The sequence below is a fragment of the Candidatus Pseudothioglobus singularis PS1 genome (assembly GCF_001281385.1).
Lineage (GTDB): Bacteria > Pseudomonadota > Gammaproteobacteria > PS1 > Pseudothioglobaceae > Pseudothioglobus > Pseudothioglobus singularis.
On the sequence record NZ_CP006911.1, the window covers coordinates 1629129 to 1655312 of the forward strand.

The following is a 26184-nucleotide window of genomic DNA, read 5'->3' on the forward strand; positions in this document are numbered from 1 at the left end:
CTCCATAATTCTAGATTAGAGATCACTATGAAGCCTGAAAAGATTTGTAAGACTTGTGGTAAGCCCTTTACCTGGAGAAAGAAATGGCGAAAGGACTGGGATAATGTTCTGTATTGCAGTGAGAGATGCAGGCGAAACAAAACATAAATAGTCTTGATGCTTCAAATAAGAAAGGCCCTAATAATTAGGACCTTTCATTATTGACTCTTTAAATTTTATCTAGATTTCCAAAAAAACAAAATTGCAAAAATTACATCAGGGCCTAAATTTCCAATGAGGTTCGCACCGTCAGAAGGAAACACGCCTGTCATCATCTGGTAAACGCTTAAAATCAAATATACTACATGCCATAGAGCGAAGAACATACCGACTGACTTTAAGTTATCGCCAACCCAATTTGGCATCTGCCAACTGATATAAGCAATAGCGATGACCATTAATGACATGCCCTGCATCATATTTGCTGCAAGCGCATTTTCACCGACATTGAATCCTGCCATCAAAGAAGCTGGCGACAATAACATCCCAATACCAAAGATTGCCATCAAGGCAGCTTGAAGTCTGAAAACTAAAGATAAACTCATAATAACCCCTTATTATTAAAAGAAATTTTAATATACCATAAACCTTTAATTCATATTAAGGGTGGATAAAAGAATCTTAAAATTAAGCTCATTATGACATCTAAATTTAGTATACTGATTAATAAGGTAGGGTATAAATTTAAAAATTACTTTCTCCTAAAGCAATTGTTAAATATCTTCTTTCTTAGAAATAAACCCTGCCTTATAATATCGATCTAATCAGGATTAAGATAAGAACATAGTAAGGACATTAAAATTTACAGCAAGCTTTCAAAGCCGACGCGTCTTACTAGCTTTGGTGTGAGAGTTCTTGCTGTAGGTCTTTCATGCCAATCTCACCTTGGCATTGGAGTTTAAATTTTATCTAACTCATTGATGTTATATAGCTCTTCTGCAACCTTACTATATTTTTCATAGGTGCTATCCATAGCTTTCTCAAGCCACTTCTTTGCCTCTTGCATATCCTGATTAACACCTATCCCCCCTATGTATGAAGCGCCGATTGAGAATTGCGCAGGTGCGTAACCCAAGTTGGCAGATTTGAGCCACCACTCGAAGGCAGATTCATCGCTCTGAACAACCCACATACCTTCCTTCATGTACATCGTGCCAAACTCGAACATTGCCTTGGGGTGGCCTCTTGTTGCGAGCTGGCTGATTTTATATAGCTCTTTTGCAGATTTCTCATACTCACCTGCTTGATCATATGCAAGAGCTCTTTTGAGGTCAGCGTTGACATTAAAAGATAGAACTAGAAATGGTATAAATAATAAACTTAATATTTTCATGACACATGATAGTGGTCAGACATGAAGATTAAATGTAGATTAAGAGTTCTTTAGATAAAGATATTTATAACATCAAAAGCACTAACCATAGGCCCCACCAAAGCGACTTTGAATAATAATCTCTTTAGCGACTGAAGTTCTCACTTTGAATTTACGTAATAAATATCTCAAAGATTAAAACGCCTTATCAACTGTTATAGATTTCTCATTGCCAAAAGTATCAATCTTTAAGTTAGTTCCAGAGCGCGTTGAATATATTGGCCCCTTCCCCATAAGCATTTTATTCCACCTTTTTAATTTAAGGAATCGTTCGCTTTCTTTGGAGATTGATACTTCAGATTTTTTAAATGAAATCCCCTCATCACAAATAATGTCTCTAGCTTCTAGCTCAAAAATTACCTGGGCAGATAGGGGGGGATCTTTTGCAAATATACAAATCTGGTCATCGCTAAAATCACTGACATCTAAAGATGCAAAAACAAATTGACTGATAAGTACTAGTGAAATAAAAAAAAATGTTCTCATTATGAATGTAAATTATAAAGTGTATCTGTCGCAATAAATATTTTGTCAATCACGCTAAATGTATATTTTTTTTTACATAGAGTATATTATTTAATACATAATGTATGTTATACTTTACATTAATTAGTAACACTTCGCATAATGAATATCAAAATTAGAAATACTTTTGCAGAGATAATAGGCGCATTAATTGCGATGACTTGGATGTGGCTTCAGTTAACTGATGCCTCAACAATGACAATAGAGTTGGTCTCTAAAGTCCTAGCTCAGGGAATTGGAATCAGCATTATTCTAATTATTATCCTTCATATCGTTTTCAATATACTATCGTCAATCATCTCAGGTCAATACGAAAAAGATATTGATGATGAAAGGGATAAAATTTATGAACTCTATGCCTTACAGCTAAGCAGTGTTATATTTGGAATCTCGATTGTAACAACACTTGTCTTATTGGGTTGGTTTAATCTTTCTATCAATACAGGCCTTATTGTTATTACTTTTGCAGGTTTTATAGGAAGTATTATTAGTCTTTTCTTAAAAATTTACCTCTACAGATAGTAATGATTAAGAAAAAGATTCATATAGAAAATGCCGTTAGAAAGCTCAGGTTTAATAGTAATGAAATGACGCAGCAAGGACTTGCAGAACTTGTTGGCGTCTCAAGACAGACGATCGTTGCTATTGAAAAGTATAAGTACACCCCCTCACTAGATCTAGCATTTAAGATTGCGCTGGCATTTGATAGGGAAATACAAGAAGTTTTTTTTATAAACTAATAATTAATACCAGGAGGAAGTAATGGAAATATCTGAACTAGATCCACAAATAAAAGATACTCAAGACGAACTCATAATGCATCAACAAAAGACTCAAAAGTTTAAAGAGTACGTGCAAGGTCTTTACATCGATGTCTATACGCAGGATGAATTTACTAGGAGGGTTGATGCAATTTTTAATGAAACCTTTAAGAGAGATGAAAAATGACAAATGAAAAAAATCAGTTGATCGAGCAACTCAGCCGTATTGACAATAATCTAGAAAAACTCCAAAAAAACTCAAATAGAATCAGTGATAATATGGGCCTTATATGGTTAATACTCGTGGGTTATATTATCTATATAGAATTTTTTAAATAATTCATTATTTTTTTTATAGAGGAAGCATGCAAGAGTATCCCGTAAATTTAAAAATTGATTATCCTGAATCATCGGATCGGTTAACTGCCGTCTTTAGGCTGATTCTAGTCATTCCGATTATCATTATCCTAGCCCTGATTTCAACCTATGCTGAAGCCTTATCCTTTGCGATCGCAATGATGATTCTCTTTAAAGAAAAATACCCGAAGTGGTGGTTTGACTGGAACATTGGCATCACTAAATTTGCATATAGAATTGTGGCTTATGTTTTCCTTATGAGAGATGAGTACCCCTCAACGGATGATGATCAATCAGTACACCTAACTATCCCCTTTCCCGATGTTAAACAAGATCTAAAGAGATGGATGCCACTCGTTAAATGGATCCTCGTAATCCCTCATATCATTGCGCTAATCATTATTTTTATTGGTGTTGTACTAGGCACAATTTTTGCTTTAATCGCTATCTTATTTACAGGTAAATATCCAATAGCCATATTTAGATTTAATGAAGGTTTTTTAAGATGGTCATTAAGGGTTAGCGCATTTGCTCTTCTTTTGACAACGGATAAGTACCCACCATTTAGGCTTAGCGAGTAAACCTTTAAAGCGACCCTAATATGAGTAAGACTTATCTTTATCGTTTGTCGTCACAGGAATTAAAGAAGGATCTGGCGAAGGAAAAGTTGTCCCAACTCCTGAAGTGACTAATTTATCATCTGGCAAAGAAGAAACCTCAACACCTCCGTAACAAATGATCTCTCTCTTAAGAACTTCTTTCTGAATATATTCAGGAGTTGCTGCCGACTCCATCCATCCACACAAATCATCATTAGACCAGTCATCCAAAAGAGCGCCATGTGAAGTGCTTGCAAAACCTAGAACAAAAGCAATTAAATATCGACTTTTCATAATAAGATAAGTTTATAAAAAAAACACCTAATATATGCTGTTTCCTCCAAGAATCAATGTAAATTGAGTGTTCTTTTAATGAAAACCATAGTTTTTCAATATTTTAGAACTAATGTACGACATTACTCGTAAAAAATATAACGGTGAAATGAAGTTTACTGTTACACGCGCCTATACTCATAAGACTGTCGCTGAGCTCAGAGAGGAGCTACTTCGCGTCAAAAGTATTGTTGATTACTGGAAAGACAAATCGGATAAAAGAGCATTTGGTGAAATAAAAGCTGGCAATATTTCCTTTGAAAAATGGAGAGAAATATATGCAAGTTTTGGCTGGATAGAGCTTGAAGAATACCGGTGCTTCTATAACCCTAATAGTGTCAGTATTGACGAAGAAATCATTACAGCACTTCCCTCCATAGAGGGTAATAGTGACAATGAGCAGAGTGGTACTTGGGCCTCTTATGAACTAGATAAATCATATTCATCATTTTGGAAAGTATGGAATAAATACTATCAGAAATGGTGTTTTAGACTCAACAAACTTGAGATGGCACGCTTTGATATGAGAAGAGTTTCACAGACTCAAACAACCAGAATTGAGGAAGCCCTTTTTGTTCTTCTAGGACTAAGTCCATCGGTTCAAGGCACCGAGGGTTTTGAAAACTTTAGTCTGAGTGAGAGACTATTTGAAACTGATAGTATTGAATATCAAGACTACCAAGGCAATAAACTAGTTATTAATAGTAACCTCTATTCAAATGATGATTACGGACATCTTGAATGGTATCTGAAACAAAAAAAGGAGTATGTACTCATTGAAAGGCTTGCAACAAGAGGTCAGCCATCTGACTTTAGTGACAGACTCTCATCTTCTAAATTTAACGAGTGGGCATACAAAAATAACTATATCGAGGACAGGGTTCCTATGATCAGAAATACTGTTGAAAGTCCATTTGGTGAGGGCTTTGCATTCAGTCTTTTCAGTGGGTTAGTGGAAGTTGGCTATCTCAAGGGATCTTTTGATTGCATGTGGAATCTTGCAGATGGCATGTCATGGATGTCACTCCACTACCTTGCTAATGAGATTGTGAACAGAAAACTCATTCAAACCAATAGTCCTTTTGAACATATTAAAAAATATATTCACTACGCGTCAACTTATCCACTTGAAGATCAATTTTTTAAGCCAGCAATTGATAAATTTAGTGAAACAGATGATGAAAAAATCTTTAAACAAGAATGTGATTTAATAAACTCAGCTCTAGATAACATTGAGCCAAATAAAGCTATTAATTATGGAGAGTAAATGAAAGTACTAAAAGTTTTAGATGCCGAATTGGTCCTCATTGACCTTGAAGTCAATCTAGGGGATAGAAAACAAAATAGTCCGACTCTGTGTGCCAGGTTCAAAGACAAAATTATTCCCTTAAACACTCCAGATGGTAGGCCTATTCTGATGAATGAGGATAATGCCATATGATCGATACGAATGAGCTAATTGAGATGGCCTGGAGTGATGATGTCACATTTTCAGACATAGAGAGGGATCTCGGAATCAAGGAACCCGAAGTTAAGCGGATCATGCAAGCAAATCTTAAATCAAGCTCCTATAAGCTCTGGCGAAAAAGAGTTCGCTGGATTAAGGAAAAACAAAAGAAATCAAAAAAAATTTAAACCTTAGCTTATAGATCATAATTAGCCTTATTAAGAGAAGTCTTTGAAAATGCTTACTATGGGAAAAGTACAACTGATTACCTAACCTTTAATGATGTTAAAAGTTTCTCCTCAGGCTAAACTGATAAATTAAAAATAGAAGCTGACCTCAGAGACAGAGACATCAGACTTAAAATCTCGTCCATAAGCAACGATTCCAAAGTCTCTTATGTCATTAATGTCCAGCTTGGAGGTCTTTGAGGTTGAACGCTTAAATGCACTAAACGGCATCTCTACTTGACTCCAATCAGGACCCGCCTTAAAAGTATGATAATAGTAATCACTTGGCCTCCAAGTGAAATAAGTGCGGATCATAACGTGGTAGGTCTCTCCGTTACCGCGAACATTTAATCGAACCCCTTGAAGCTCTTGACCCCCTTTATTAGCATCATGAATTAGCTGAAACATCTTTGGCTTTTTAAATAGAGAGACAGCAGAACGTAACTGAATGAACCCCCCATTGTTCCTTGTGCTCACATCACCAGTGAGCCTTGCAAATGAGGTATCCCCATCTTTTTCCAAGTAAACATTGCCCTCAGAAACGCCCCCCATGACGCGATCACTAACGTACTTCCAGTCGCTAACTGCACCCTCCTGAATTGGAAACACAAGATCATTCTGTGCTAGAGAAACAGTCGCTATAAAAGACAGCAAAATGAATGCTATAAATTGTTTCGCAGTATTTACCACCAGCCTAATGCTCTTCCATTTCCTGCAATAATGAGGACACAGGTGACTATATGAAGAACAATCCAAAATGTTCTGAAAGCCAGTGCCTTTTTGACATCTGTCTGTGTAATGGGTAAAAACTCAGGCTTATCCTCATCGTTGACACCAATTGGCATCCCAACTGTCCTTGCCCAAACTTTTAAAAATCGTCTCTGACCACTCATACTATTATTGAATCTAATAATTAATTTGAAAAGTTTAAAGTAATTATTCCAAAGGAAGGATTAAAGCGTTATCTTGTAGTTAAATATAAATCTTAGGCCGCTCGATTTCTTTTTCTCTTTAATTACAGGCGATGGAAAGACTGTTCCATACTCGTTATAGGCTGGAGTTTCTAGTGCATATTGACTTGATTCTTGATTCTCATAACAAATTACCTCTCTCAAATCGATCTCTTGAGAAATAGGATCAGGAATGGACACAGAATCGACCCATCTGCATAGGTCTTCAGAAGTCCAATCACTTAAATCGTTTGCTAAAGAAGTATTCATAAAACCTAATGAGAAAACTAATATAATAATTTTTTTCATAAACTTTATTATAAGGAATCAAGAAACAAGAAACGTGAAGATTGAGAGTTCTTTAGATAAAGCCTTCAAGACTACTTGGCGCTCTTCCATGTGCCACCATAGTGATAAGAGTCTTCGTACCTGACCTTTATCTTCTCAAGGCACCCTCCACAAAGAAATGACCACTCTCTCTGCTGATATTTACAACGATACAGTGTGTTTTTCTCTTTTCTACAATTAGAGCACTCTTTAGTTCTAACTCTCATTCAAATTTGATTGAAAACTTCTGGATAGTGTATATTGAATCATAAATAGATAAGGGGCTAATATTAACATAACCAGGAATTTAAAAATATGACTACAGCAACTCAAGTTTCAAGGAACAAGAACATTTTATATTTTGCTATAGGCTCTACTGTAGCATTCATGCTCTATATCACATTTGTTTTAACTCCTGTTGGAGCATGCTTCAATCTTGATAGCGGCTCAAATTCATTGGGCCTTTCTTTTTCTTACACAAAGGATATGGTTCTCAGCTTCTTTGAATCCAGATCTCAAGAGCAGCTTAAGTGTTATAGCCGATTCCTTCAAATTTGGGATGCAATATTTGCAATTATTTATACACTGATGTATGCATCATGGATTGTGTGGCTCTTTAATAATAAGAGATGGTTAGCATTAGTTCCTATTCTTGGAATGGTCTCTGATTGGTCTGAGAACTATATTGAATTAATAATGATTAAAACCTATTCAAATGCTGGAGATATAGGCGAAACAATAGTTTCTATAGGTTCTGGAATAAATTCATTTAAATGGGTCTTATCAAGCCTAACTTATTTGATAATTCTGATTGGAATAATTTTCGCAATAAGAAAATTTTTTACAAAACCTAAATAGGCATTATAAAAAAATTTATTTTTTTCTTTATTGGTAAGACCAAGCTAAAGTAAAAAATTCTAAAATAATGTTGGACTTTATATGAAAGATATCGCTTCATCAACAAATACCCTATTGGCAGCACTCACATATGCTGGTACACACATAAATAAGGACCTCCAAGGAAAAGCTTGGGTCGGTCACACGCCATTTGCCTATTGGTTGGTTGCTGCCCTCAAACCAAAAATATTAGTCGAGCTTGGTACGCATGGTGGGGGATCATATTTTAGCTTCTGTCAGAGTGTAGTAGACAACAAGTTGGACACAAAAACATACGCGATAGATACCTGGATGGGTGAGAAGCAAGCAGGTTTTTACTCTGAATCTTTATTTAAGAAGGTGATGGATTTTAACATTGAGCATTTTGATAACTTTTCAACTTTGATGAAAATGACATTCGATGAGGCGCTGAATGAATTTGATGATAATTCAGTAGATTTATTACACATAGATGGCTTTCACTCCTATGAGGCTGTAAGTAATGATTTTTGCACATGGTATCCAAAATTATCCAAAGAAGCAATAGTTCTTTTTCATGATACTCATGAGATTAAGCCAGGATTCGGTGTCCATCAGTTTTGGGATGAACTAAAAAAAGAACATCGAGAACAGTGCTTTGAATTTAAGCATTCTCATGGATTGGGAATGTGTTTTCCAAAAAGTTCAAAAGCAGCAATTAACTTTAAAAAAGAGTTTAGTTTAGATTTAGAGAAAATATTTAACTTATTCTCTATCATTGGAGATGATATTTATTACAATATAAATGGGCGATACTCTCTGCAAAAAAACTTCCAATTAAGCATAGATGATTTGGTAAAAATTCTTAAAAAATTAAAAACTGATAACCCTGAACTTTCTAATGAACTAAAGTCATTATTCTAAGTCACACTGTAAACAAGTACAAAAAAAAATTACTGAGAAGATCAAAGTCCAAACTTCGTTTAATGTGTGAGGGAAGTTCTGTATATATTTCTACGAGCTCTGAGAAGGCTTCACTGGAGCCCTAGAAGTGAGAATAAATATGCCCTAATAGTTAAGGCATATTTATCAGATTATTTGCAGTTTAGACATCCAATAGTCTTAAAGCGCCATTCAGTAAGTCTTCTGACATGCCATGGTCACCAGAGTCATGCGCTTTGACACCTTGCTCATGTAGCATAAGGGCAAAACTAATTAAAGTTGCATGCTTTGTTTGGTCTAGTGTTGCAATTTTATCTTCAACTTCTGATTTGAGCATTGGACATGCCCCAGCAAAAGCCATAGAAGGCAAAAGTAAAATCATAAAAGTAATAGAGAGTAATTTTTTCATTTCGTCATTCCTAAGTTAATATAAGGAAGTTGAGTTTAGAATAACTTCAAATCTATCAAGTGAAGTTTAGACGTTCTTTACAAAAAGATTTCGTGAAGTTAGTTTTGAACCAAAGTCCAAATTTCGTTTGATATGTGAGGGGGGGTCATTTAGATAAATAATTATTTACTACAAACCGTTTCATAAATAGTTGCATAATTTGATGCTGCGGTTGAATAAAACATTGCTTTTTTCTCTTTCTCTTTCTTCCACTCTGTATCAGCGAGAAGAACGAAAGTTCCAATTGATTCATATATTTTTTGGCAAGTTTCTTGTGAATAAGGTTCTATTTCTTTATTCGCAAGGGCGTTGTTAGTCATTATTAAACAGATTGCTAAAGATGAAATAAATCTCATAATGTCTCCTTAAATACAAAATTTAATTTTACTGTTTTTTTAAAGACTTAAATTCAAACCTCTTATATTATTTTATTGGCGTACCATTCAGAAAAAGTTGCAACATTTGCCTCCATTAATGTCGAGAATTGCCCCTGAAGCGAAGTGGACTTATTGAGGCCCTTCTGTTGATTTTCAAGTGCGACAATATCTTCGTCTAACGCATCATCAAGTCGCTGATAATATGACTGGGACTTTTCTTTAAAACCAGGAAGTGTTGTTGTATTTTTTGGAAAACAAATACTTTGTCTAATACGACAACTCATTGAAGTAATTGGGCTTGCTTCATAGACCCAAATTGCTTCTTGACTTGCTGCAAAAGTCATATTTGGAAAGATCCAACTGTACCTTGCTCCAAGGCTCCAGGGGGCCTCCAAATTTTCCATTATCGGTAAAGCGTTAATTTGATCCACCTCTAGTAGTGCCCCTGTGCCCGCGGTAAATCCAAATTGACTTGCAAAATCTCCCGTTGTTTTATCTGCTTCTTCAGGCTTGTTATAAAGATTATCGATGCTAGTTGGATGTACATTATTCAAATGATAGTATTCATTAAAGACATCTAAAAATGCTTTCCAATTACACTGAACTTCAAAAGTTGCACGTCTAGTTGTAACCAATTCATTCATAGACCAAGGCTGATGTAATTCAGAAAAATTACCAAGCTGCTTAGATAAATCTGTTGGCTTATTTCCCAGAAAAACAAATAGGAATCCCTGCAATTCTTTTAATTTATACTCAATTAAAGAATGCTCTTCAAAATCAAAACTGGGATTTTCTGCCATTGTTTTAGCGTGCATTAAATTACCATCTAGTGAGTAAGTCCACCCATGAAAAGGGCAGCTGATAGCTTGACATTGGCCAGTTCCATCCAATAGTTTTGCGCCTCTATGGCGGCAAGTATTTGCATAAAGCCTCAATTCTTTGTCTTGATTACGTATCAAAACTAAGGCTTGACCGCAAAGCTCAAATACCTCATATTCTCCTGGATTTTCTAGCCTATCGGACCTGCCCAACCCAAGCCACTGATTAGAAAAAATACGCTCTTGCTCTTGGGTTAAGATTGAGTCCTCCCAGTAGCATTCGTAAGGTAGACTTCGTCTTTGAGGAGGTGGCAACTTACAAAGCTTTATACGTTCAAGTAGTTTTTTCATACTTGGATTTTAAGTCAAATAGAACTAAAGTCAAAACTTCTTTTGATGTGTGAGGGAGGGATTATTAATACTTAGCCGAGTTCAATAGGAGGCTCCCCCACTAGGCATCAAAGTCTGAATAAATATGCGAGGGATGGTTGCTCTGAACTTAGAATGTATAGCTATAAATTAATATTTATACATTCGTAGCTTATTCTCCTCTTTATCTTTAGTAATTTAAGTATATGATTCTCTCTATTTCTAAATAAATTAAAGAAAAGTAGGAGTTCTTTACTATGAACACTCAATTCAAATTAAGAATTAAAGGATTTACATTGATTGAACTGCTAATTGTAGTTGCTATTATTGGTATTCTTGCTGGAGTTGGTGTTCCAATGTACAACGGCTATATGGCTAGTGCCAAAGTGCAAAGTGCCACAACAAACCACAACAACATAAAATCTTTTGTGGCAGCTACGCTGACTAAATGTTCTACAGGTTCTTCAAGTGTTGTTCTGGGTAGTTCTACCCGATATTGTAATCAAAGTACGGCCAATTGGGCTAGTTATTTCATAACATACTTTAACTCTATTAACAAGAACCCATATGGTAAGAACGTATTTAATGGAACCGACTCTGCCACATCTTCTGGAGGCCCGAGATTAGGCCTAACTGGGATTGGGTCTTCTGGAAATCGCATTGCTATAAGAACAAATATCGGCAATGAATCTGGGGGAAGTGCCTTCATCCCAGACTCTGGCTGGATTTACATTACAAAAGAGTAATATTATTATTAATACTTAGCCGTATAAACTATTTGAACAATTATTATAATTCAAGCAGTGTCTCATAGTCAGAAAATGAAACATCTGCAAACCTTACATAAGGCTTTGGATTGCCATTACCAATACATTTATTTGATTTAGGTGAAATGGCTTAAAGCCTTATGGGATATGGTGGTTATGGGTGGACTTGAACCACCGACCCCAGCATTATGAATGCTGTGCTCTAACCAGCTGAGCTACATAACCAAAAAGAGCGCCTATTATCGAAATTTTTACCTCAAAAGTCAAGCTAAATAACAAATTTGAGCAATAATATTATCATTCCAATAGTCTCAACTTCATTTAGCTATAAAATTTAAGTTTTATTAATATTAATTCTTAACCATATGGCCGGTAAAGTTCTTAAAGTAGCGCTGACTGGAGGCATTGCCTCAGGCAAGAGCTTGGTGAGTGACTTGCTTGCAATATATGGATGTCATATTATTGATCTAGATGTAATATCTCGTGAAGTTGTATTGCCCGGAACTGAGGGGCTTAATGAGCTAGTAGAATCCTTTGGCGATTCGATCCTTTTGAGTGACGGATCACTTGATCGAAAAAATCTTCGGGATGTTCTTTATAAAAAGGGACGAAATAGGGCTAAGATTGAGCAAATATTACACCCCAAAATACTTCAAAAAATGAAGTCTTCGATGGAGATTTTCAAAGAAGGTGTTATGGTTGTAGTCATCCCTCTCTTGGTTGAAAAAGAATTATGGGGTCCATTTGATAGAGCTATCGTTGTCGATTGTGATGTTGATATACAGATAAATCGTCTAACTGCTAGGGAGAATATTGATAGTGCAAAAGCACATACCATGCTATTAGCCCAAGCTAGTAGGGAGCAGCGAGTCCAACTAGGTGACCATCTGCCTACTGACATTATTGATAATAACTCAAAGATCAGTGATCTTAAAGATAGTATAGAAAGTCTTAGTCAAAAACTGTTTGCTATAGTTTGATTCTCTACTAAAAAGAATTACTCGTTTCGAATGAGCGGGTAAACTTTGGGGTTAAATATACTTCGATTAGCCAGAAGAATTAGTATAAATGATGTCAATGCAGTTGATAATAATATCCAAAGGGTCAGCCCAAAATCAAATTGCCAAGTCAGCTGCAAAGCATTCTCTACAACTAAGTAAGAACTTATAACTGCAACAGAGGTAGCAAAAAATATTAAAGTGCCATAGATGACAGCAAACTCCATTGTCATTGCCTTAAGGATTGTTGGAAAGTCTACCCCCAATATTTTGTAGATCAAATTGTTATAGCGCCTGAATGTTGTTTGCACCAAAACTGCACTCACAATAACAATTAACCCAATAATAATAACTATGAGTGATATTGCAGTCACTGCTATGAATATTTTATTTAACACATCACTAACTTGGGATAGGATTCTATCAATCTTTATAGCAGATACATTTGGAAATTTTTCAACAACCATTGCCAAAACATCGCCAGATGGCAACTCAGTCTTTAATGTTCCAACAAACTCATGAGGAAGTTTGTTTGCAAAAGCTTTATTGATGATGATGGCAAAATTAATGGATATGTCCCGATAATCAACCTCTCTAAAGTTCTTAATAGTGCCAGTCACATCTCGACCTAGGATATTGAGCACTATCTTGTCATTAATATTCATCCCAAGGTCATATGCAGCCCGACTGTCCATTGATATAAACATCTCGCTTTCATTACCTGGCTCCCACCACTCTCCCTCAACAATAGGATTGTCTGGCTTTGGCTTTTCAGACCAAGAAATTCGCCTATCGCCTCTTACAACCCAAGCGGACCTGTTACTCCTGGAAACAATCTCCTCAATAGGTATATCATTTAATGAGATAAATGATGCGCTCGCCATCGGACTAAATTCAAGCTCTGCATTTGGGTCAACTCCTTCAATAAATGACTGGAGATCCCCTTGAATGTCTTTATCAATGCTCACAAAAAATAAGTCTGGAGCCATAGATGGAATGCTATCTGAAATTTCTTTTTTTAAGTTGTTAGCAACAAAACTTAAGGTTAATAATAGAGTTAACCCTATTCCTAAAGAGATTGTCATAATTGGTGCTAATGATTTTTTAGCAACAATATTTCTATAGGCTATCCTATAGCTGTTATTTGAAAATTTATGAAAGCGCTTAATAAATATGATTAATAATTTTGATACGCCATAAAAAATTAGCATGGTTGTAAAAAAAGCCACGAAGTAAAAAACTGTATAAAGCTTCTGGTCAGTTTGATTAACAAAGTAGGTAGTCAAAATAATGACCAAAACACCCAATAAGAGAATATTTTTAACAGAGAAATTTAAGCTTACAGGATTAAAAGAATTACGAAATAAAGAGGCCGCTTTAATTTCACTAATGGAATACAGCGAGGGAATAGAGAAAATTAATACAACCAAGAGTCCAATGAATAGGATGTTGAGATATCCAACCAGGCTAAAGGTTGGCTGCAGATCAATACCAAGAGACTTGGGCAACAGCTCGTTCGCCAACAATGGACTAAAGACTCCCAGTAAGTAGGCAACAATCGAGGTCGATAACAGAATCAATATGATTTCATAAAAATACATTGTTTGAATAAAGCTAGACGGAAATCCAATCGATTTTTTGACCGCTATGCTAGTATTATTTTGATTTACGAATGATAAGAGTGTATTACTAATTCCAATACCTGCAATCACCATTGCGCTTACAGAGACCAGGTTTAAAAAGTTTGAAAAGTTGTCTATCACACTGCTTAGTCGACGCCCACTCTGCCCGGGAAGTCGAGTTTTGATTGTATCATCGTAGGCAATAATGGAGTTAACTATGGTTTCTGGTTCTTGAGTCTGACTTGAATTATTAAATTTAATTCTATACTTATGGTCAAGAAAACTGCCTCCTGAGCTAAGCCCAAATTGCTCATAACTATCCATACTGATAATCGCGAATTCTCCAAAAACAGCACTTTCTGCTAGGTCTGGTACTGACGAGACAAGTCCAGCAACTTCAAATTTTTGACCCATTATTGTTACGTCGTCACCTGGGCCAACATTTAGAAGGTTTTGTATGCTTTCATTTATTAGAACATGTGGCTTTAGTGAAGAAGAGAAAATGATATTAGCCGCCTCCTCAGGAATTGTCTCAATCTCGCCATAAAGTGGGTAGTTATTGTCAACTGCCCTTAGCTCAGTAAATACTGGAGACTCGCCTTCCTTTGAAAGCATCGTTGCAAACTCAATAGCGGCGCTTACTTTTCCAAGGGCATTGAACTGATCAATAACCTTAGGAGGCAACGGTTCAATATCACTGTCAATCTGAATATCCCCACCCAAAAGCTCCTTGGCGTTGCTTGCTATTTCAGTATTTAAAGCCTCCTTAACTGAAAAGGTTAATGAGAGCAGCAACAAACTAACAAAAAGAGTTGAGGTAATAACCCATAATTTTTTATAGCTTCTTGAGAAGTCTCTGAGCGCGTACTTATTAATTAATTTGAATTGCTGAATATCAAACAATCTGACCATCCTTTATTTCAATGATGCGGTCACATCGATTCGCTATTGAATTGTCATGTGTGACTATGACTAATGAGGTTTGGCTTTTTTTTGTATAGTCAAAGAGTAAATCCATCATGCTATCAGAGTTCACTGTATCAAGATTACCAGTAGGCTCATCCGCTAGAATAATTTTTGGTTTATTAATTAAAGCTCTGGCAATGGCGACTCTTTGTTGTTCGCCACCAGAGAGTTCACTAGGGAGATGATGTAGTCTATGGGATAGTCCAAATTCTCCAAGAAGTGTCTCTGCATTTTTTTCAAGATTATATTGTTGATTAGCTTCAAGAGATAATAGGACATTCTCGACAGCTGTCAGATTTGGAATTAAATAGAAGGACTGAAATACAATACCAATATTTTTTCTTCGAACTTCTGATAATTCACTTTCCTTCAGTCCGACAATTTCCTGATTATTAATTTGAATTGACCCCTTGGAGGCAGTCTCTAGGCCTGAGGCAAGCATAATAATTGAAGTCTTTCCAGAGCCGCTTGGCCCTACTACAGAAACAACCTCCTCACTATCTACTGAGAAATCAATCCCTTTTAAAACTTCTACAGCATCATCTTTTACGCCATAACTTAATGAAACATTATTGAACTGTATCGCTGCACTCATTATTCAATCTAATATAAAATTCAGCGCATGATTATCTCAAAAAAAAACAGCCTTAAATCAGTATTTATTGGATTACTGTTAATATTTTTTATATCAAATGTATATGCAGAAAATTCATTAAAAGTGATGCTCTACGGTGACAGCCTAATGGCTGGATATGGCTTACCTCAAAATGAGAATTTAGCTTCTGAACTTACAAGACATTTTAAAGGAAGCAATCCTTCATTAACATTCATCAATGCCAGTATTTCTGGAAATACCTCTAAGAATGGCCTATCAAGAGTGGACTGGTCCCTTGGGGATAAACCAAATATAGTGATTTTATGTTTAGGCGCTAACGACATGTTGAGAGGACTTGATCCAGTCCTCACTAATAATAACCTTGATGTAATAATTACTAAATTCAAAACCAATAATGCCATTGTAATATTAGCTGGAATGCTTTCTCCTGAGAGCATGGGCCCAGATTATCAATCTGCATTTGATGGCATTTATCCGGAGCTATCAAAAAAGCATAGCCTAATTTTTATGCCTTTCTTATTGGAAGGGGTTGCCCTAGAAAAAAGTTTATTACTTGCTGACTATAAGCATCCGAATGCCATGGGAATTGAGGTAATAGCTACAAACTTAAATCCTTACATTGTTGAAGCATTATCAAGATTGAAATAACAATATTATTTAATCAGTAAACGATCTACTGTATTACCGCCCTCAAGATGGGACTCAAGAATCTCGTCAATATCCTCTTCATCAATATACTGATACCAAACATTATCTGGATATACAACTACCACAGGGCCATTTTCACACCGTCCAAGACAGCGTGACTCACTAACTCCAAGACGTCCTTCACCGAGTGACGCATTGGCGCGACACTTATCTTTGGCATAACGATACATTTCTTTCGCGCCACTCTGAGAGCAGCACTGCTTGCCATCGGTCCGAATATTGTTGCAGAAAAAAATATGACGCTTGTAAAATTTACTCATAACGCTAAAGCTCTTTTATAACAATGTTTTTTATCAATGCCAGTAATCTTGGCTGCTAACTTAGCAGCCTTTGAAGTCCCCATTTCAGAACACAGGATAGACAATATTTTATCGAGATGGTGCTCAGACTCAATAAGATCTATTTTATCAGCAGAAGCAACTAAAATCACAAATTCACCCTTTTGATGGCTAATATCTGCGTCAAGATATTCAATTAAATTTGGTAATCTATCTGTCAGAATTGTTTCAAAAGATTTTGTCAACTCTTTTGCAAGACATACCTCGCGACTCTCTCCAAAAACCTCAAGCATATTCTCTAATGTGGATAAGATTCGTTTTGGTGACTCATAGAATATGATGGTTTCATCTAGGTTTATTTTTGTTTGAAGAAACTTTAGTCTAGCTACTGGCTTTGATGGAAGAAAGCCAAAAAATGTAAAACTGTTACTAGCCAATCCTGATGAGGATAAAGCAGTTATGAGAGCACTTGGCCCCGGAATTGGAACTACCTCGATGTTAGCTTTTTTAGCCTTTGTGACTAAGTGATAGCCAGGGTCACTGATAAGCGGCGTTCCTGCATCACTAATCATTGCTATCGATTTACCTTCATTAATCTCATTAATGATTGACCCTGTCTTATCTTTCTCGTTGTGCTCGTGAAAGGCCCTTAAAGATGTTCCAATTTCATAATGTGCAAAAAGTTTTTTACTGTGACGAGTATCCTCAGCCAAAACGAGGTCTACACTTTTAAGGATATCAACTGCTCTAATTGAAATATCGCCCAGGTTTCCAATTGGGGTAGCAACAACATAAAGCTTTCCAGTCATATAATGTTTTTTAAATAAGTATTCTTTGTAGTATTATGCTTTATTAGTGATAACTAAGATTTAAATTTATCTCTCTTTGCGTGATAACATCATGAATCTACTTTAAAATATATATCAAGAAATCTATTTCACTTTATCAAGCTGAGAATAAGGAGCAACAATGAAAAGAGTTATTATCTTATGCGCAATAATGACCACTTCTTCAATTTTAAGTTCGTGCACTCCTATAGTCCAAGGTGCTGCGGCTGTTAGTACAGTTGCAACCATGTCGAATGATCGAAGAACAATGGGTGAAATCCTAGATGATAAAACGCTATATATTGATTTAGGAAATCTTGTTGCTAAAGATCAAATGTTAGAAGATGCTCATATTAACTTTAACGTCTACAACCAGGCTGTTTTAATTACTGGTGAAGCGCCTGATGAGAATACTTTAGATTATCTTGAGAGCATTGTTAAAAGCAAATCCTCTAAAATAAGTCAGCTAATCAATGAGGTTGATGTGATGCCCAATAGCTCCTATCTAGATAGGGCTAAAGATGGAGTCATTACTGTACAAATTGAAACATTATTTTTTGATCAAGAGGTTTTTCATCCTAGCCATGTATCAGTTCGGACAGAGAGGAGTGTTGTTTACTTGATGGGCTCTGTTACAAAAAGAGAGGCTGAACATGCTACTAATGTTGCAAGTAAAGCAAAGAATGTTAAGAAGGTCGTTAAGCTATTCAATTATCTTATGGTAAGACCTGCTAAAGAAATTGAAAAAGACAACAAGAGAAAAGAAGCAGCTGTTAAAAGAGCTGAGCTAGAGGCCAAAAAAGCTGAGCTAGAGGCCAAACAAAATGAGCTAAACCAGCAGCTTTACGAACTAGGCTCTGACTAGCCTTTTTATTGGTGCAAACGTAAATCGGTGCTGTCCGCTTATAGGGCCATGTTTTACTAGGGCTTCGAGATGCTCTTTAGTTCCGTAACCCTTATGATTTGAAAACCCGTATTCAGGATAAATTTTATCGAGCTCCTTCATTTGTCTATCTCTAGTCACCTTAGCAATGATAGAGGCTGCTGATATTACTGGCTCAATTAAATCACCCTTAATAATCGCTTCACAATTTTCAACGTCTGGACATCTGTTTCCGTCAACAAGGACTTTGAAGGCTTGCTCTTGGGTTTGGCTCATGAGTTGATGCTGTAATGTGTTAACTGCTCTTTTCATAGCCATCATGGTAGCCTGCAATATATTGATCTCATCTATCTCGATGCTGTTTGATTCAGCTGAAGCCCAGTAACACTTTTTTGTAATTTGAGCATATAGATCTTCACGTCTTTTTTCAGACAGTTTCTTCGAATCAGTAAGACCATCGATTTGAAAACTAGGAGGAAAAGCAACAGCAGCAGCCACGACACTTCCAACCAGTGGGCCTCTTCCAGCCTCATCAACACCAATGAAAATCATAATATAATCACTTATAGGCCCTTAAATCCTATATCTGTACGGTAATAACTCCCATCCCAGTTAACCTTATTGACCAAGTTGTATGCTTTTTCTTGAGCCTCTTCTAGGTTCAATCCAAGAGATGTTGCACATAAAACGCGCCCGCCATTAGTTAGAATATTGCCATCCTCTAGTTTTGTACCTGCATGGAAAACTTTGGATTCAGATGAAGCATCAGGTATGGTGATGGTCTCACCCTTCTGATAAGAATTTGGATAACCATTAGCCGCCATCACAACGCCCAAAGCAGTTTTTTCATCCCAGTCAGCCGACTCTAGATCTAAATTACCTTTAGTTGCAGCCATACATAATTTCGCCAGATTAGTTTTCAGACGCATCATGATTGGTTGAGTTTCTGGATCTCCAAACCGGCAGTTATACTCAAGTACTTTGACCTTTTCATTATGATCAATCATAAGTCCTGCATACAAAAAACCAGTATAGGGCATACCCTCTTTTTTCATTGCGCTTACTGTTGGCTTGATCACATTTTCCATAGCATCTTTAAATATTAACTCACTTACAACTGGTGCAGGAGAGTAGGCACCCATGCCTCCAGTATTAGGACCTTTGTCATCATTATCACGAGCTTTGTGGTCTTGAGATGTTGCCATCGGAAGTATATTATTTCCATCTACCATAACAATAAAACTTGCCTCTTCACCTCTTAAAAACTCCTCTATAACAACCCTTGATCCAGCCTCTCCAAATCGGTTACCATCAAGCATGTCATTGATTGCACTAGTCGCTTCACTAAGCGTATTTGCAATAATGACACCCTTGCCAGCAGCCAATCCATCCGCCTTAATGACAATTGGCAAGCCCTTTTCTTTTACATATTCAATGGCTGGTAAAGTTTTAGTAAAAACCTCATAGTAAGCAGTAGGTATATTATTTCTGGCTAAAAAATCCTTACAAAATGCTTTAGAGCCCTCTAACTGAGAGGCAAGCTTGGATGGACCAAATATTGGAAGGTTTTTATCTTGAAACTCATCAACAATCCCAAGTACCAGCGGGGCCTCTGGACCTACAATCGTAATATCGATCAACTCACTCTGTGCAAATTTAATGAGTCCTGGAATGTCCTCAGATTCAATCTGGATATTGTATATCTTATTTTCTAAAGCTGAGCCTGCATTGCCTGGAGCCACAAATACTTGCCCCACCTCATCAAATTGAGCACATTGCCATGCTAATGCATGCTCTCTTCCACCAGAACCAATAATTAAAACTTTCATCTTGTTCCTATTTTAATTCTAACTAATTTATAAAAAGCCTTTTTGGTAAAACCTCGGATAAGTTGTTGCTTTGGCCAATTCCGATAAATTCTTTATTCTCATCATAAAGCTTAACTTTTTGATCGCTATCTAAGCCAGGAAAGGTTATTTTTCTTCCAAACTTAATGTCAATTGACTGCTCCAAATTTAAATAAACACTATTTACAGTTGGGAGCATTTTATCTGCTCCAATCAGAACAGGATCTATATTAGATAAGCTATCTCCTTTGAGAATCTCCAGCTCTTCAAACGTTTTTCCCTGGGCAATGTCAAAGTGAGCAAACCCGATCCTCCTAAGCTCAATCACATAGCCACCACAGCCTAATAATTTACCAATATCCTCGATAAGTGTTCTAATATAGGTGCCCTTTGAACATGACACTTCAAGAGTTAATATATCTGCATCAAAATCCTTAAAAAGGATTTCATGAATACTGACTTCTCTTGCTTCTCTTTCAACCTCAATACCCTTTCTAGCAAGTTTATATAGAGGTGTTCCTTCTCTCTTAAGTGCAGAGTACATTGGTGGTATTTGCTTAATGCTACCAATAAGATTGAGCAGTGTGCTTTTGATAGTGGCATCGTCAACATCTTTAGTTGAACCATACTCAGACAGTTCTCCCTCAGAGTCACCAGTGTTGCTGACTTGACCTAATTTTCCCCTAACAAAATATCGCTTATCTCCATCGAGTAAAAACTGTGCAATCTTTGTTGCCTGGCCAAAACAAATCGGAAGAAGACCACTCGCCAAGGGGTCAAGGCTACCAGTGTGGCCTGCTTTATTGGCATTAAATAGGTATTTCACATCTTGCAAGGCTGAATTAGAACTACAACCACTCGCTTTATCTAAAAGCAAAACTCCGTTAATGTCTCTACCTTTTTTATTGCGTCTAGACACGATTCAATGATTTAAAGCTTATTTAGAAGGTCATCCATTCTAGCGCCAGTATTTGGAGCAGTATCATAAATAAAATTCAGCGATGGCGTATGCCTAAGGTCAAGTGCTTTGGATAAAGAGGACCTAAAAAAACCACTGGCCTTGTTAAGTAGATGACTGACATCATTATGAGATTCATCATCAACAGAGAAAAAAACTTTAGCACTTGTCAAATCACGACTCACGATGACGTCTGTAATAATCACATCTTTTAGCCTTGGATCTTTAGTTCCAGTTGACAGCAATAGAACGAGCTCACGCTTAATCAACTCATTAACCCTTTCCGCTCTAAAGCTAGCTTGCTGCGGCATTTATACTATACCTCTTAGAGTGAACGTGCTCGTTCAATTCGTTCGAAGACTTCTATCTGGTCGCCAGGCTGGACATCGGTATAGTTAAGGACACCAATACCGCACTCAGTTCCAGATTTCACCTCTTTCACATCATCTTTGAAGCGCCTTAGTGACTCTAGTTCACCTTCATAAATCACGACACTCTCTCGTAAAACACGAATTGGACTATCTTTCCTTACAACGCCTTCTTCAACCATACAACCAGCAATATCACCAAACTTAGGTGATCTAAATACATCTTTCACGCCTGCTATTCCGATAATATTTTCGCTCAACTCTGGACTGAGCAATCCACCCATGATTGCTTTAATGTCATCAATCAGGTTATAAATAATGCTGTAATATTCGACCCTGACACCCTCAGTATCTGCTGTTTTTCTAGCCACGGCATCCGCTCTGACGTTAAAGCCAAGGACAATTGCTTCGGAGGCGCTTGCTAATGAAATATCAGTGTTATTGATTGCCCCCACACCTGAAGAGACGACCTTGACTTTTACCTCATCAGTTGACAGCTCCTCTAAAGCTTCAACAAGAGCCTGCGCTGAGCCTCTTACGTCTGATTTAATTAATACGTTAACTGTAGAGACCTCTCCCTCTTCCATTTTTGAGAAGAAGTTATCCATTTTTTCAGCTTGCTGCTTCTGGAGTTTAGTCTCACGATCCTTTGTTTTTCTGAACTCTGCGACCTCTCTAGCTTTTCTCTCACTTTCGACGACTAGAACCTCTGCACCAGAGTCTGGCACTCCCGAAAGACCTAAAATCTCAACGGGTAAAGATGGTCCCGCTTGATTAATCGGCTTACCATTATCATCAATAATTTGTTTAACCTTTCCGAACTCAAGGCCTGCAATAACGATATCACCTTTTTTAAGTGTGCCCGACTGAATCAGAACAGTCGTTACTTTTCCTCGCCCCTTATCTAAACGGGCTTCTAGAACAACACCGCTGGCTGGCTTGTCAATAACTGCACTGATCTCAGACATTTCAGCTGTCAAGGTAATGCTCTCAAGAAGCTCATCAATACCTTCACCTGTATGCGCCGAAACTCCGACCATTAGTACGTCACCACCCCATTCATCAGCGATAACATCATGAGTGGATAAGACTTGTTTTATCTTATCAATATCAGAACCTTCTTTATCAATTTTATTAATAGCAACTATGATTGGCACATTTGAATCTTTCGCGTGCTTGATAGACTCAATGGTCTGAGGCATTACGCCATCATCCGCGGCAACAACAAGAATAACAATATCAGTCGCAGATGCACCTCTATGTCGCATCTTTGAAAACGCGGCGTGACCTGGTGTATCGATAAATGTAATTAAGCTGCCCTTTTGTTCAACCTGATATGCACCAATGTGCTGAGTAATACCGCCTGCCTCAACCGAAGTCACTTTAGACTTGCGAATATAGTCAAGGAGTGATGTTTTTCCATGATCAACATGGCCCATGATTGTTACAATAGGTGGTCTTGGAGCAGATTCTGAATCAGTGCTAGCTTCCTGGACAAGTGTATCTTCAACTGTTTCCTCACTGCTTGCAATAGGGGTGTGCCCCATCTCTTCTACAACCAGCATTGCTGTATCTTGATCAATAACATCATTAAGCGTTGCCATAACGCCCATCCCCATCATTACCTTTAAGACCTCTCCAGCCTTCGTTGTCATCTTAAGTGCTAGCTCAGATATTTTGATAGTCTCAGGAATTAAAACTTCATGTTTGATTGGCTCAACAGGTTTGTGAAAACCATGCTGTGCCTGCTCATCTTGAACTTTTTGTGAAATCTGTGTTCTTTCTTTTTTCTTAAGCTTCCTGTTAGGATTGTGCTTTGCAACGTGAAGCTCTTTACGCTTTGGTGCTGAATCTGATGCTGATCTAAGCCTCTTTGGACCTTTCTTTTTGTCTTGTGCTTTGTCAGCTTCAAGCTTTTCTTTATCTTTTTTAGCTTGCTCTTCCTTCTCAGTTAATTCTTTTTGAGTTTTTTGAGCCTGTATCTCTTCATTCTTTACTTTTTGCTGACGCACCATATCATTTCGCTTTGCATCATGCTCTTCATCTTTTTGTTCAGCAAGTCTTCCCGCCTCCAGAGCCTCTTTAGCCTTTAATATTGCAGCATCATCCACCCCATTCGATTGAGCAACTTGTGGCACTTCACGCTTCTTTTTAACCTGAATTTTAACGCCACCTGTTGATAAGCTTGCAGCTGGCTTTGTTGTTTTTCTTGTAACGGAGATACTTGATTTTGTTGCTGAGCGTTTACTCAAACTTGACATTAAAATCTGTCTTTCTTCGGCAGAAATATTTGACTCTGCTGTCTTTCCAGAAATACCTGCGCTTGACAAGATAGAAATAACTTGATCAGGTGACTTCTTGAGTAATTTTGATAAACTTTCTACAGTATGTGCCATATTTCTACCTATTTATTTCAGTTATTTTTACTAAATATCAACCCTATCAATTAGTCAAACCAGCCTTCTTTTTCTCTGGCTGCCATGATAACAGCAGATGCAGTATCATTTCCAATATCTTGAATGTCCAATAATTCGACAATTGATAGTTCAGCTAACTCGTCAACAGTGCTAATTTCAGCGTCTACTAGTGCTTGCGCTAATGCATCATCAACACCCTCAACACCAAGTAAAACTTCTGATGCTTCTGCATCATTTAATGCCTTAACCAACTGAGCATCCTGAGCTCTCTCTTGAAGCTCACCAACCATCTCAGAATCAAATTCTTCAATCTTAGACAGAATTTCTGATTCCGCCTCAGCAATCTCATCAAGATTGGTATAGCCTTCATCTATTAATACGCCTGCAACTTCAGCATCAACGCCTAGTTTTTCAGCAAGCTTCTCTCCGGTTTTCTGAAGCTCTTTGGCTTGTAATTCGTCCGCATCACTCAGTGACATGACATTCAGCTTCCAACCCGTTAATTTGCTAGCGAGCTTGATATTTTGACCACCCCTTCCAATGGCAAGTGCCAACTGGTCTTCTTCAACTGCAATGTCCATAGACCCTTTTTCCTCATCAACGACAATTGAACTCACCTCTGCAGGTGCCATTGCATTGATCACAAACTGGGCGGGATCTTCATCCCAAAGAATAATATCAACCCTTTCGCCATTAAGCTCATTTGAAACTGCCTGAACGCGAGCACCCCTCATTCCAATGCATGAGCCAATTGGATCAATGCGCTTGTCTTTTGCCTTAACAGCTAACTTTGAACGAAGGCCTGGATCTCTTGCCCCTGCTTTAATTTCTATGACGCCCTCACTAATTTCGGGAACTTCCATTTCAAACAGCTGAATCATCATGTCGTTTACAGTTCTGCTTAGGAAAATTTGAGCACCGCGTGGTGTCGATTTCACCTCTTTGATATAAGCTCTCAAACGATCATTCTTTCTAATTGACTCATTTGGGATGAGGTCATATTTTGAAACCATGCCATCAATTCCGCCCATATCAACGTATACATTACCTCGGTCTACTCTTTTAACAGTGACCATCACAACCTCACCAACGCGCTGAGAGTAGTTATCAACGACAACCGTTCTTTCAGCCTCACGAACCTTTTGAATAATGACTTGCTTGGCAACTTGCGCTGCGATTCTGCCAAACTCGATAGATTCCATTGGCTCTTCAACAAAAGCGTCAATATCTAGTCCATTAGCATCAGCTTGATAAATGTGAAGCTCTGGATCAAACATATTTCCATCATCATCAACAAACTCCTCGCCATCTTCGATGACTTGCCACTGCCTAAAGGTTTTAAACTCACCTGTGTGCCTATCAACCTCGACACGAACCTCAATGTTGCTGCGCTTCTTTGTTGCAACTGCTAAGGCCTCTTCTAATGACTCAAGAACATCCTCTTTTGTGATATTCTTTTCATTTGAGATTGCCTCAATCATTAAAAATAACTCTTTGCCATCCATGGGCTTCTCCTAAAAATGAGCAACTAAATTTGCTTTTTCAATTAAATCTAAATCTAATGTGACAGGGCCAAGCTCTGTCACTAATTCTAGTGAATTACTTTTTTCACTCACGCTTCCAATGGCGCCAGTAAAATTTCTTCTTCCTTCTATCGGCCTGAATGTTCTCAATCGAACGTCATGCCCTAAAAAACGCATGTAATGTGCGACAACAAAAAGAGGCCTCTCAATGCCTGGTGAAGACACTTCAAGATTGTACTGCCCAGTAATTGGGTCCTCAACATCCATTATTGCACTTACTTGGCGAGACACAATCTCACAATCATCGACACCAATACCATCCTCTGAGTCTATATAAAGCCTCAATATAGAGTGCTTTCCACTAGGGACATATTCAATACCTAGCAGCTCATAGCCCAAGTCTTTAATACTTGGGTTAATTATTGAAAGCACTTTATCCGCTATCTTAGCCACAAAAAACTCCTAATAAAAACCCCCAAAAGAGGGGGTCTAAATTGGTAGCGGGGATAGGATTTGAACCTATGACCTTCGGGTTATGAGCCCGACGAGCTACCATGCTGCTCCACCCCGCACTAAAGAGGCGAAATTATACGCCCAAAACCTCGCTACTTCAACATAATTTGGCCATCATGCCTATTATTATTGAAACTGATTGCATTA

Annotated in this window: 35 protein-coding genes and 2 tRNA genes; 14 read left to right on the forward strand and 23 right to left on the reverse strand. The window is 37.4% G+C overall.

Annotated features, from left to right (window positions below):
• Positions 1-27: 27 nt before the first annotated feature.
• The gene (locus W908_RS08745; protein WP_082345036.1) at positions 28-147 is read left to right on the forward strand and encodes a DUF2256 domain-containing protein; all 120 of its coding nucleotides are present in this window, start codon (positions 28-30) and stop codon (positions 145-147) included.
• A 68-nt stretch (positions 148-215) separates the two neighbouring features.
• On the opposite strand, the gene W908_RS08185 is transcribed toward W908_RS08745, so the two are convergent.
• The 3 genes from W908_RS08185 to W908_RS08195 all read right to left on the reverse strand — a co-directional run bounded on the left by W908_RS08185 (position 216) and on the right by W908_RS08195 (position 1897).
• On the reverse strand, positions 216-584 hold the full coding sequence (locus W908_RS08185; RefSeq protein ID WP_053820685.1) for a hypothetical protein: 369 nt from the start codon (positions 582-584) through the stop codon (positions 216-218).
• Between the two features lie 353 nt (positions 585-937).
• The gene (locus W908_RS08190) at positions 938-1372 is read right to left on the reverse strand and encodes a tetratricopeptide repeat protein (protein ID WP_053820686.1); all 435 of its coding nucleotides are present in this window, start codon (positions 1370-1372) and stop codon (positions 938-940) included.
• Between the two features lie 174 nt (positions 1373-1546).
• Positions 1547-1897 (reverse strand): hypothetical protein, encoded by a 351-nt coding sequence (locus W908_RS08195; protein WP_053820687.1) that lies wholly within the window; start codon positions 1895-1897, stop codon positions 1547-1549.
• Positions 1898-2038: 141 nt separating this feature from the next.
• Between W908_RS08195 and W908_RS08200 the strand changes: the two genes are divergently transcribed.
• The 4 genes from W908_RS08200 (at position 2039) to W908_RS08215 (ending at position 3635) form a co-directional block, all read left to right on the forward strand.
• Positions 2039-2458: a hypothetical protein gene (locus tag W908_RS08200; protein WP_053820688.1), complete on the forward strand. Its 420-nt coding sequence runs from the start codon at positions 2039-2041 to the stop codon at positions 2456-2458.
• A gap of 2 nt (positions 2459-2460) precedes the next feature.
• Positions 2461-2676 (forward strand): helix-turn-helix transcriptional regulator, encoded by a 216-nt coding sequence (locus W908_RS08205; RefSeq protein WP_053820689.1) that lies wholly within the window; start codon positions 2461-2463, stop codon positions 2674-2676.
• Between the two features lie 22 nt (positions 2677-2698).
• Positions 2699-2884: a hypothetical protein gene (locus W908_RS08210; RefSeq protein ID WP_053820690.1), complete on the forward strand. Its 186-nt coding sequence runs from the start codon at positions 2699-2701 to the stop codon at positions 2882-2884.
• A 178-nt stretch (positions 2885-3062) separates the two neighbouring features.
• Positions 3063-3635: a DUF4389 domain-containing protein gene (locus W908_RS08215; RefSeq protein ID WP_053820691.1), complete on the forward strand. Its 573-nt coding sequence runs from the start codon at positions 3063-3065 to the stop codon at positions 3633-3635.
• Between the two features lie 15 nt (positions 3636-3650).
• On the opposite strand, the gene W908_RS08220 is transcribed toward W908_RS08215, so the two are convergent.
• A complete protein-coding gene (locus W908_RS08220; RefSeq protein ID WP_053820692.1) occupies positions 3651-3947 on the reverse strand; it encodes a hypothetical protein in 297 nt (98 codons plus the stop codon).
• A 112-nt stretch (positions 3948-4059) separates the two neighbouring features.
• On the opposite strand from W908_RS08220, the gene W908_RS08225 reads away from it, so the two are divergent.
• From W908_RS08225 to W908_RS08230, 3 genes are read left to right on the forward strand one after another with little or no spacing between them, the layout of a single operon-like run.
• Positions 4060-5253, forward strand: a complete 1194-nt coding sequence (locus W908_RS08225) for a hypothetical protein (RefSeq protein WP_053820693.1) — start codon at positions 4060-4062, stop codon at positions 5251-5253.
• On the forward strand, positions 5254-5427 hold the full coding sequence (locus W908_RS08830) for a hypothetical protein (protein WP_020026702.1): 174 nt from the start codon (positions 5254-5256) through the stop codon (positions 5425-5427). It abuts the gene before it with no gap.
• Entirely contained in the window at positions 5424-5621 is a 198-nt protein-coding gene (locus tag W908_RS08230; protein ID WP_020023873.1) for a TIGR03643 family protein, read from the forward strand. Before W908_RS08830 ends, W908_RS08230 begins: the two co-directional genes overlap by 4 nt.
• A 129-nt stretch (positions 5622-5750) precedes the next feature.
• Here W908_RS08230 and W908_RS08235 read toward each other — a convergent pair whose 3' ends face one another.
• From W908_RS08235 to W908_RS08245, 3 genes are read right to left on the reverse strand one after another with little or no spacing between them, the layout of a single operon-like run.
• Positions 5751-6350, reverse strand: coding sequence for a CIA30 family protein (locus W908_RS08235; protein ID WP_053820694.1), 600 nt, complete (start codon positions 6348-6350; stop codon positions 5751-5753).
• Complete coding sequence (locus W908_RS08240) at positions 6344-6553, reverse strand: hypothetical protein (RefSeq protein WP_020023875.1); 210 nt, start codon at positions 6551-6553, stop codon at positions 6344-6346. Before W908_RS08240 ends, W908_RS08235 begins: the two co-directional genes overlap by 7 nt.
• A 60-nt stretch (positions 6554-6613) precedes the next feature.
• The gene (locus W908_RS08245) at positions 6614-6919 is read right to left on the reverse strand and encodes a hypothetical protein (protein ID WP_053820695.1); all 306 of its coding nucleotides are present in this window, start codon (positions 6917-6919) and stop codon (positions 6614-6616) included.
• Between the two features lie 333 nt (positions 6920-7252).
• Between W908_RS08245 and W908_RS08250 the strand changes: the two genes are divergently transcribed.
• Both W908_RS08250 and W908_RS08255 read left to right on the forward strand, forming a co-directional pair.
• A complete protein-coding gene (locus tag W908_RS08250) occupies positions 7253-7795 on the forward strand; it encodes a hypothetical protein (RefSeq protein WP_053820696.1) in 543 nt (180 codons plus the stop codon).
• Positions 7796-7876: 81 nt separating this feature from the next.
• Positions 7877-8716, forward strand: coding sequence for a class I SAM-dependent methyltransferase (locus tag W908_RS08255; RefSeq protein WP_053820697.1), 840 nt, complete (start codon positions 7877-7879; stop codon positions 8714-8716).
• Positions 8717-8897: 181 nt separating this feature from the next.
• Here W908_RS08255 and W908_RS08260 read toward each other — a convergent pair whose 3' ends face one another.
• The 3 genes from W908_RS08260 to W908_RS08270 form a co-directional block, all read right to left on the reverse strand.
• Positions 8898-9143, reverse strand: a complete 246-nt coding sequence (locus tag W908_RS08260) for a hypothetical protein (protein ID WP_020026669.1) — start codon at positions 9141-9143, stop codon at positions 8898-8900.
• Between the two features lie 161 nt (positions 9144-9304).
• On the reverse strand, positions 9305-9502 hold the full coding sequence (locus W908_RS08265) for a hypothetical protein (RefSeq protein WP_144417913.1): 198 nt from the start codon (positions 9500-9502) through the stop codon (positions 9305-9307).
• A 98-nt stretch (positions 9503-9600) separates the two neighbouring features.
• Positions 9601-10728: an aromatic ring-hydroxylating oxygenase subunit alpha gene (locus tag W908_RS08270; protein ID WP_053820699.1), complete on the reverse strand. Its 1128-nt coding sequence runs from the start codon at positions 10726-10728 to the stop codon at positions 9601-9603.
• Positions 10729-11003: 275 nt separating this feature from the next.
• Here W908_RS08270 and W908_RS08915 point away from each other — a divergent pair, with 275 nt between their 5' ends.
• The gene (locus tag W908_RS08915; protein ID WP_053820700.1) at positions 11004-11492 is read left to right on the forward strand and encodes a type IV pilin protein; all 489 of its coding nucleotides are present in this window, start codon (positions 11004-11006) and stop codon (positions 11490-11492) included.
• Positions 11493-11661: 169 nt separating this feature from the next.
• On the opposite strand, the gene W908_RS08280 is transcribed toward W908_RS08915, so the two are convergent.
• Positions 11662-11738: transfer RNA gene (locus W908_RS08280), tRNA-Met, on the reverse strand.
• Positions 11739-11878: 140 nt separating this feature from the next.
• On the opposite strand from W908_RS08280, the gene coaE reads away from it, so the two are divergent.
• Positions 11879-12493 (forward strand): dephospho-CoA kinase, encoded by a 615-nt coding sequence (coaE, locus tag W908_RS08285; RefSeq protein WP_053820701.1) that lies wholly within the window; start codon positions 11879-11881, stop codon positions 12491-12493.
• 17 nt (positions 12494-12510) lie between these two features.
• On the opposite strand, the gene W908_RS08290 is transcribed toward coaE, so the two are convergent.
• The gene (locus W908_RS08290; protein ID WP_053820702.1) at positions 12511-15045 is read right to left on the reverse strand and encodes an ABC transporter permease; all 2535 of its coding nucleotides are present in this window, start codon (positions 15043-15045) and stop codon (positions 12511-12513) included.
• Positions 15029-15694 (reverse strand): ABC transporter ATP-binding protein, encoded by a 666-nt coding sequence (locus tag W908_RS08295; RefSeq protein WP_053820703.1) that lies wholly within the window; start codon positions 15692-15694, stop codon positions 15029-15031. The genes W908_RS08290 and W908_RS08295 overlap by 17 nt, the downstream gene beginning before the upstream one ends.
• Positions 15695-15721: 27 nt before the next feature.
• On the opposite strand from W908_RS08295, the gene W908_RS08300 reads away from it, so the two are divergent.
• On the forward strand, positions 15722-16363 hold the full coding sequence (locus tag W908_RS08300; RefSeq protein ID WP_053820704.1) for an arylesterase: 642 nt from the start codon (positions 15722-15724) through the stop codon (positions 16361-16363).
• A gap of 5 nt (positions 16364-16368) precedes the next feature.
• Here W908_RS08300 and W908_RS08305 read toward each other — a convergent pair whose 3' ends face one another.
• Positions 16369-16683, reverse strand: coding sequence for a (2Fe-2S) ferredoxin domain-containing protein (locus W908_RS08305; RefSeq protein ID WP_053820705.1), 315 nt, complete (start codon positions 16681-16683; stop codon positions 16369-16371).
• Positions 16680-17510, reverse strand: coding sequence for a 16S rRNA (cytidine(1402)-2'-O)-methyltransferase (rsmI, locus tag W908_RS08310; RefSeq protein WP_053820706.1), 831 nt, complete (start codon positions 17508-17510; stop codon positions 16680-16682). The genes W908_RS08305 and rsmI overlap by 4 nt, the downstream gene beginning before the upstream one ends.
• A 160-nt stretch (positions 17511-17670) precedes the next feature.
• Here rsmI and W908_RS08315 point away from each other — a divergent pair, with 160 nt between their 5' ends.
• Positions 17671-18393, forward strand: coding sequence for a BON domain-containing protein (locus tag W908_RS08315; RefSeq protein WP_053820707.1), 723 nt, complete (start codon positions 17671-17673; stop codon positions 18391-18393).
• Here the strand turns inward: W908_RS08315 and W908_RS08320 are convergent.
• The 8 genes from W908_RS08320 to W908_RS08355 all read right to left on the reverse strand — a co-directional run bounded on the left by W908_RS08320 (position 18379) and on the right by W908_RS08355 (position 26096).
• Positions 18379-18963, reverse strand: coding sequence for a ribonuclease HII (locus W908_RS08320; protein WP_053820708.1), 585 nt, complete (start codon positions 18961-18963; stop codon positions 18379-18381). The two genes, W908_RS08315 and W908_RS08320, sit on opposite strands and share 15 nt — an antisense overlap.
• Before the next feature lie 11 nt (positions 18964-18974).
• Positions 18975-20240: a phosphoribosylamine--glycine ligase gene (gene purD / locus W908_RS08325; protein ID WP_053820709.1), complete on the reverse strand. Its 1266-nt coding sequence runs from the start codon at positions 20238-20240 to the stop codon at positions 18975-18977.
• 22 nt (positions 20241-20262) lie between these two features.
• Complete coding sequence (truB, locus tag W908_RS08330; RefSeq protein WP_053820710.1) at positions 20263-21177, reverse strand: tRNA pseudouridine(55) synthase TruB; 915 nt, start codon at positions 21175-21177, stop codon at positions 20263-20265.
• An 11-nt stretch (positions 21178-21188) separates the two neighbouring features.
• Positions 21189-21527 carry a 30S ribosome-binding factor RbfA gene (rbfA, locus tag W908_RS08335; protein WP_053820711.1) on the reverse strand — a complete coding sequence of 113 codons (339 nt, stop codon included), beginning with the start codon at positions 21525-21527 and terminating at the stop codon, positions 21189-21191.
• A gap of 14 nt (positions 21528-21541) precedes the next feature.
• Positions 21542-23980, reverse strand: coding sequence for a translation initiation factor IF-2 (gene infB, locus W908_RS08340; protein WP_053820712.1), 2439 nt, complete (start codon positions 23978-23980; stop codon positions 21542-21544).
• 50 nt (positions 23981-24030) lie between these two features.
• Positions 24031-25506: a transcription termination factor NusA gene (gene nusA / locus W908_RS08345; RefSeq protein WP_053820713.1), complete on the reverse strand. Its 1476-nt coding sequence runs from the start codon at positions 25504-25506 to the stop codon at positions 24031-24033.
• A 9-nt stretch (positions 25507-25515) separates the two neighbouring features.
• A complete protein-coding gene (gene rimP / locus W908_RS08350; protein ID WP_020025122.1) occupies positions 25516-25977 on the reverse strand; it encodes a ribosome maturation factor RimP in 462 nt (153 codons plus the stop codon).
• A gap of 42 nt (positions 25978-26019) precedes the next feature.
• Positions 26020-26096 (reverse strand) — tRNA-Met (locus W908_RS08355).
• Positions 26097-26184: the final 88 nt, after the last annotated feature.

Excerpts from the sequence above, each read along its gene's own strand:
- W908_RS08215 (WP_053820691.1), top strand. The coding sequence starts at position 3,063 with ATGCAAGAGTATCCCGTAAATTTAAAAATTGATTATCCTGAATCATCG.
- W908_RS08200 (WP_053820688.1), top strand. The coding sequence starts at position 2,039 with ATGAATATCAAAATTAGAAATACTTTTGCAGAGATAATAGGCGCATTA.
- W908_RS08260 (WP_020026669.1), bottom strand. The coding sequence starts at position 9,143 with ATGAAAAAATTACTCTCTATTACTTTTATGATTTTACTTTTGCCTTCT.
- W908_RS08250 (WP_053820696.1), top strand. The coding sequence starts at position 7,253 with ATGACTACAGCAACTCAAGTTTCAAGGAACAAGAACATTTTATATTTT.
- W908_RS08245 (WP_053820695.1), bottom strand. The coding sequence starts at position 6,919 with ATGAAAAAAATTATTATATTAGTTTTCTCATTAGGTTTTATGAATACT.
- W908_RS08210 (WP_053820690.1), top strand. The coding sequence starts at position 2,699 with ATGGAAATATCTGAACTAGATCCACAAATAAAAGATACTCAAGACGAA.
- W908_RS08230 (WP_020023873.1), top strand. The coding sequence starts at position 5,424 with ATGATCGATACGAATGAGCTAATTGAGATGGCCTGGAGTGATGATGTC.
- W908_RS08240 (WP_020023875.1), bottom strand. The coding sequence starts at position 6,553 with ATGAGTGGTCAGAGACGATTTTTAAAAGTTTGGGCAAGGACAGTTGGG.
- W908_RS08185 (WP_053820685.1), bottom strand. The coding sequence starts at position 584 with ATGAGTTTATCTTTAGTTTTCAGACTTCAAGCTGCCTTGATGGCAATC.
- W908_RS08220 (WP_053820692.1), bottom strand. The coding sequence starts at position 3,947 with ATGAAAAGTCGATATTTAATTGCTTTTGTTCTAGGTTTTGCAAGCACT.
- W908_RS08295 (WP_053820703.1), bottom strand. The coding sequence starts at position 15,694 with ATGAGTGCAGCGATACAGTTCAATAATGTTTCATTAAGTTATGGCGTA.
- purD (WP_053820709.1), bottom strand. The coding sequence starts at position 20,240 with ATGAAAGTTTTAATTATTGGTTCTGGTGGAAGAGAGCATGCATTAGCA.
- W908_RS08915 (WP_053820700.1), top strand. The coding sequence starts at position 11,004 with ATGAACACTCAATTCAAATTAAGAATTAAAGGATTTACATTGATTGAA.
- W908_RS08300 (WP_053820704.1), top strand. The coding sequence starts at position 15,722 with ATGATTATCTCAAAAAAAAACAGCCTTAAATCAGTATTTATTGGATTA.
- rbfA (WP_053820711.1), bottom strand. The coding sequence starts at position 21,527 with ATGCCGCAGCAAGCTAGCTTTAGAGCGGAAAGGGTTAATGAGTTGATT.
- W908_RS08745 (WP_082345036.1), top strand. The coding sequence starts at position 28 with ATGAAGCCTGAAAAGATTTGTAAGACTTGTGGTAAGCCCTTTACCTGG.
- W908_RS08195 (WP_053820687.1), bottom strand. The coding sequence starts at position 1,897 with ATGAGAACATTTTTTTTTATTTCACTAGTACTTATCAGTCAATTTGTT.
- nusA (WP_053820713.1), bottom strand. The coding sequence starts at position 25,506 with ATGGATGGCAAAGAGTTATTTTTAATGATTGAGGCAATCTCAAATGAA.
- W908_RS08190 (WP_053820686.1), bottom strand. The coding sequence starts at position 1,372 with ATGAAAATATTAAGTTTATTATTTATACCATTTCTAGTTCTATCTTTT.
- W908_RS08315 (WP_053820707.1), top strand. The coding sequence starts at position 17,671 with ATGAAAAGAGTTATTATCTTATGCGCAATAATGACCACTTCTTCAATT.
- W908_RS08270 (WP_053820699.1), bottom strand. The coding sequence starts at position 10,728 with ATGAAAAAACTACTTGAACGTATAAAGCTTTGTAAGTTGCCACCTCCT.
- W908_RS08830 (WP_020026702.1), top strand. The coding sequence starts at position 5,254 with ATGAAAGTACTAAAAGTTTTAGATGCCGAATTGGTCCTCATTGACCTT.
- W908_RS08265 (WP_144417913.1), bottom strand. The coding sequence starts at position 9,502 with ATGACTAACAACGCCCTTGCGAATAAAGAAATAGAACCTTATTCACAA.
- W908_RS08320 (WP_053820708.1), bottom strand. The coding sequence starts at position 18,963 with ATGATTTTCATTGGTGTTGATGAGGCTGGAAGAGGCCCACTGGTTGGA.
- W908_RS08290 (WP_053820702.1), bottom strand. The coding sequence starts at position 15,045 with ATGGTCAGATTGTTTGATATTCAGCAATTCAAATTAATTAATAAGTAC.
- W908_RS08255 (WP_053820697.1), top strand. The coding sequence starts at position 7,877 with ATGAAAGATATCGCTTCATCAACAAATACCCTATTGGCAGCACTCACA.
- W908_RS08225 (WP_053820693.1), top strand. The coding sequence starts at position 4,060 with ATGTACGACATTACTCGTAAAAAATATAACGGTGAAATGAAGTTTACT.
- rsmI (WP_053820706.1), bottom strand. The coding sequence starts at position 17,510 with ATGACTGGAAAGCTTTATGTTGTTGCTACCCCAATTGGAAACCTGGGC.
- coaE (WP_053820701.1), top strand. The coding sequence starts at position 11,879 with ATGGCCGGTAAAGTTCTTAAAGTAGCGCTGACTGGAGGCATTGCCTCA.
- W908_RS08205 (WP_053820689.1), top strand. The coding sequence starts at position 2,461 with ATGATTAAGAAAAAGATTCATATAGAAAATGCCGTTAGAAAGCTCAGG.
- infB (WP_053820712.1), bottom strand. The coding sequence starts at position 23,980 with ATGGCACATACTGTAGAAAGTTTATCAAAATTACTCAAGAAGTCACCT.
- W908_RS08305 (WP_053820705.1), bottom strand. The coding sequence starts at position 16,683 with ATGAGTAAATTTTACAAGCGTCATATTTTTTTCTGCAACAATATTCGG.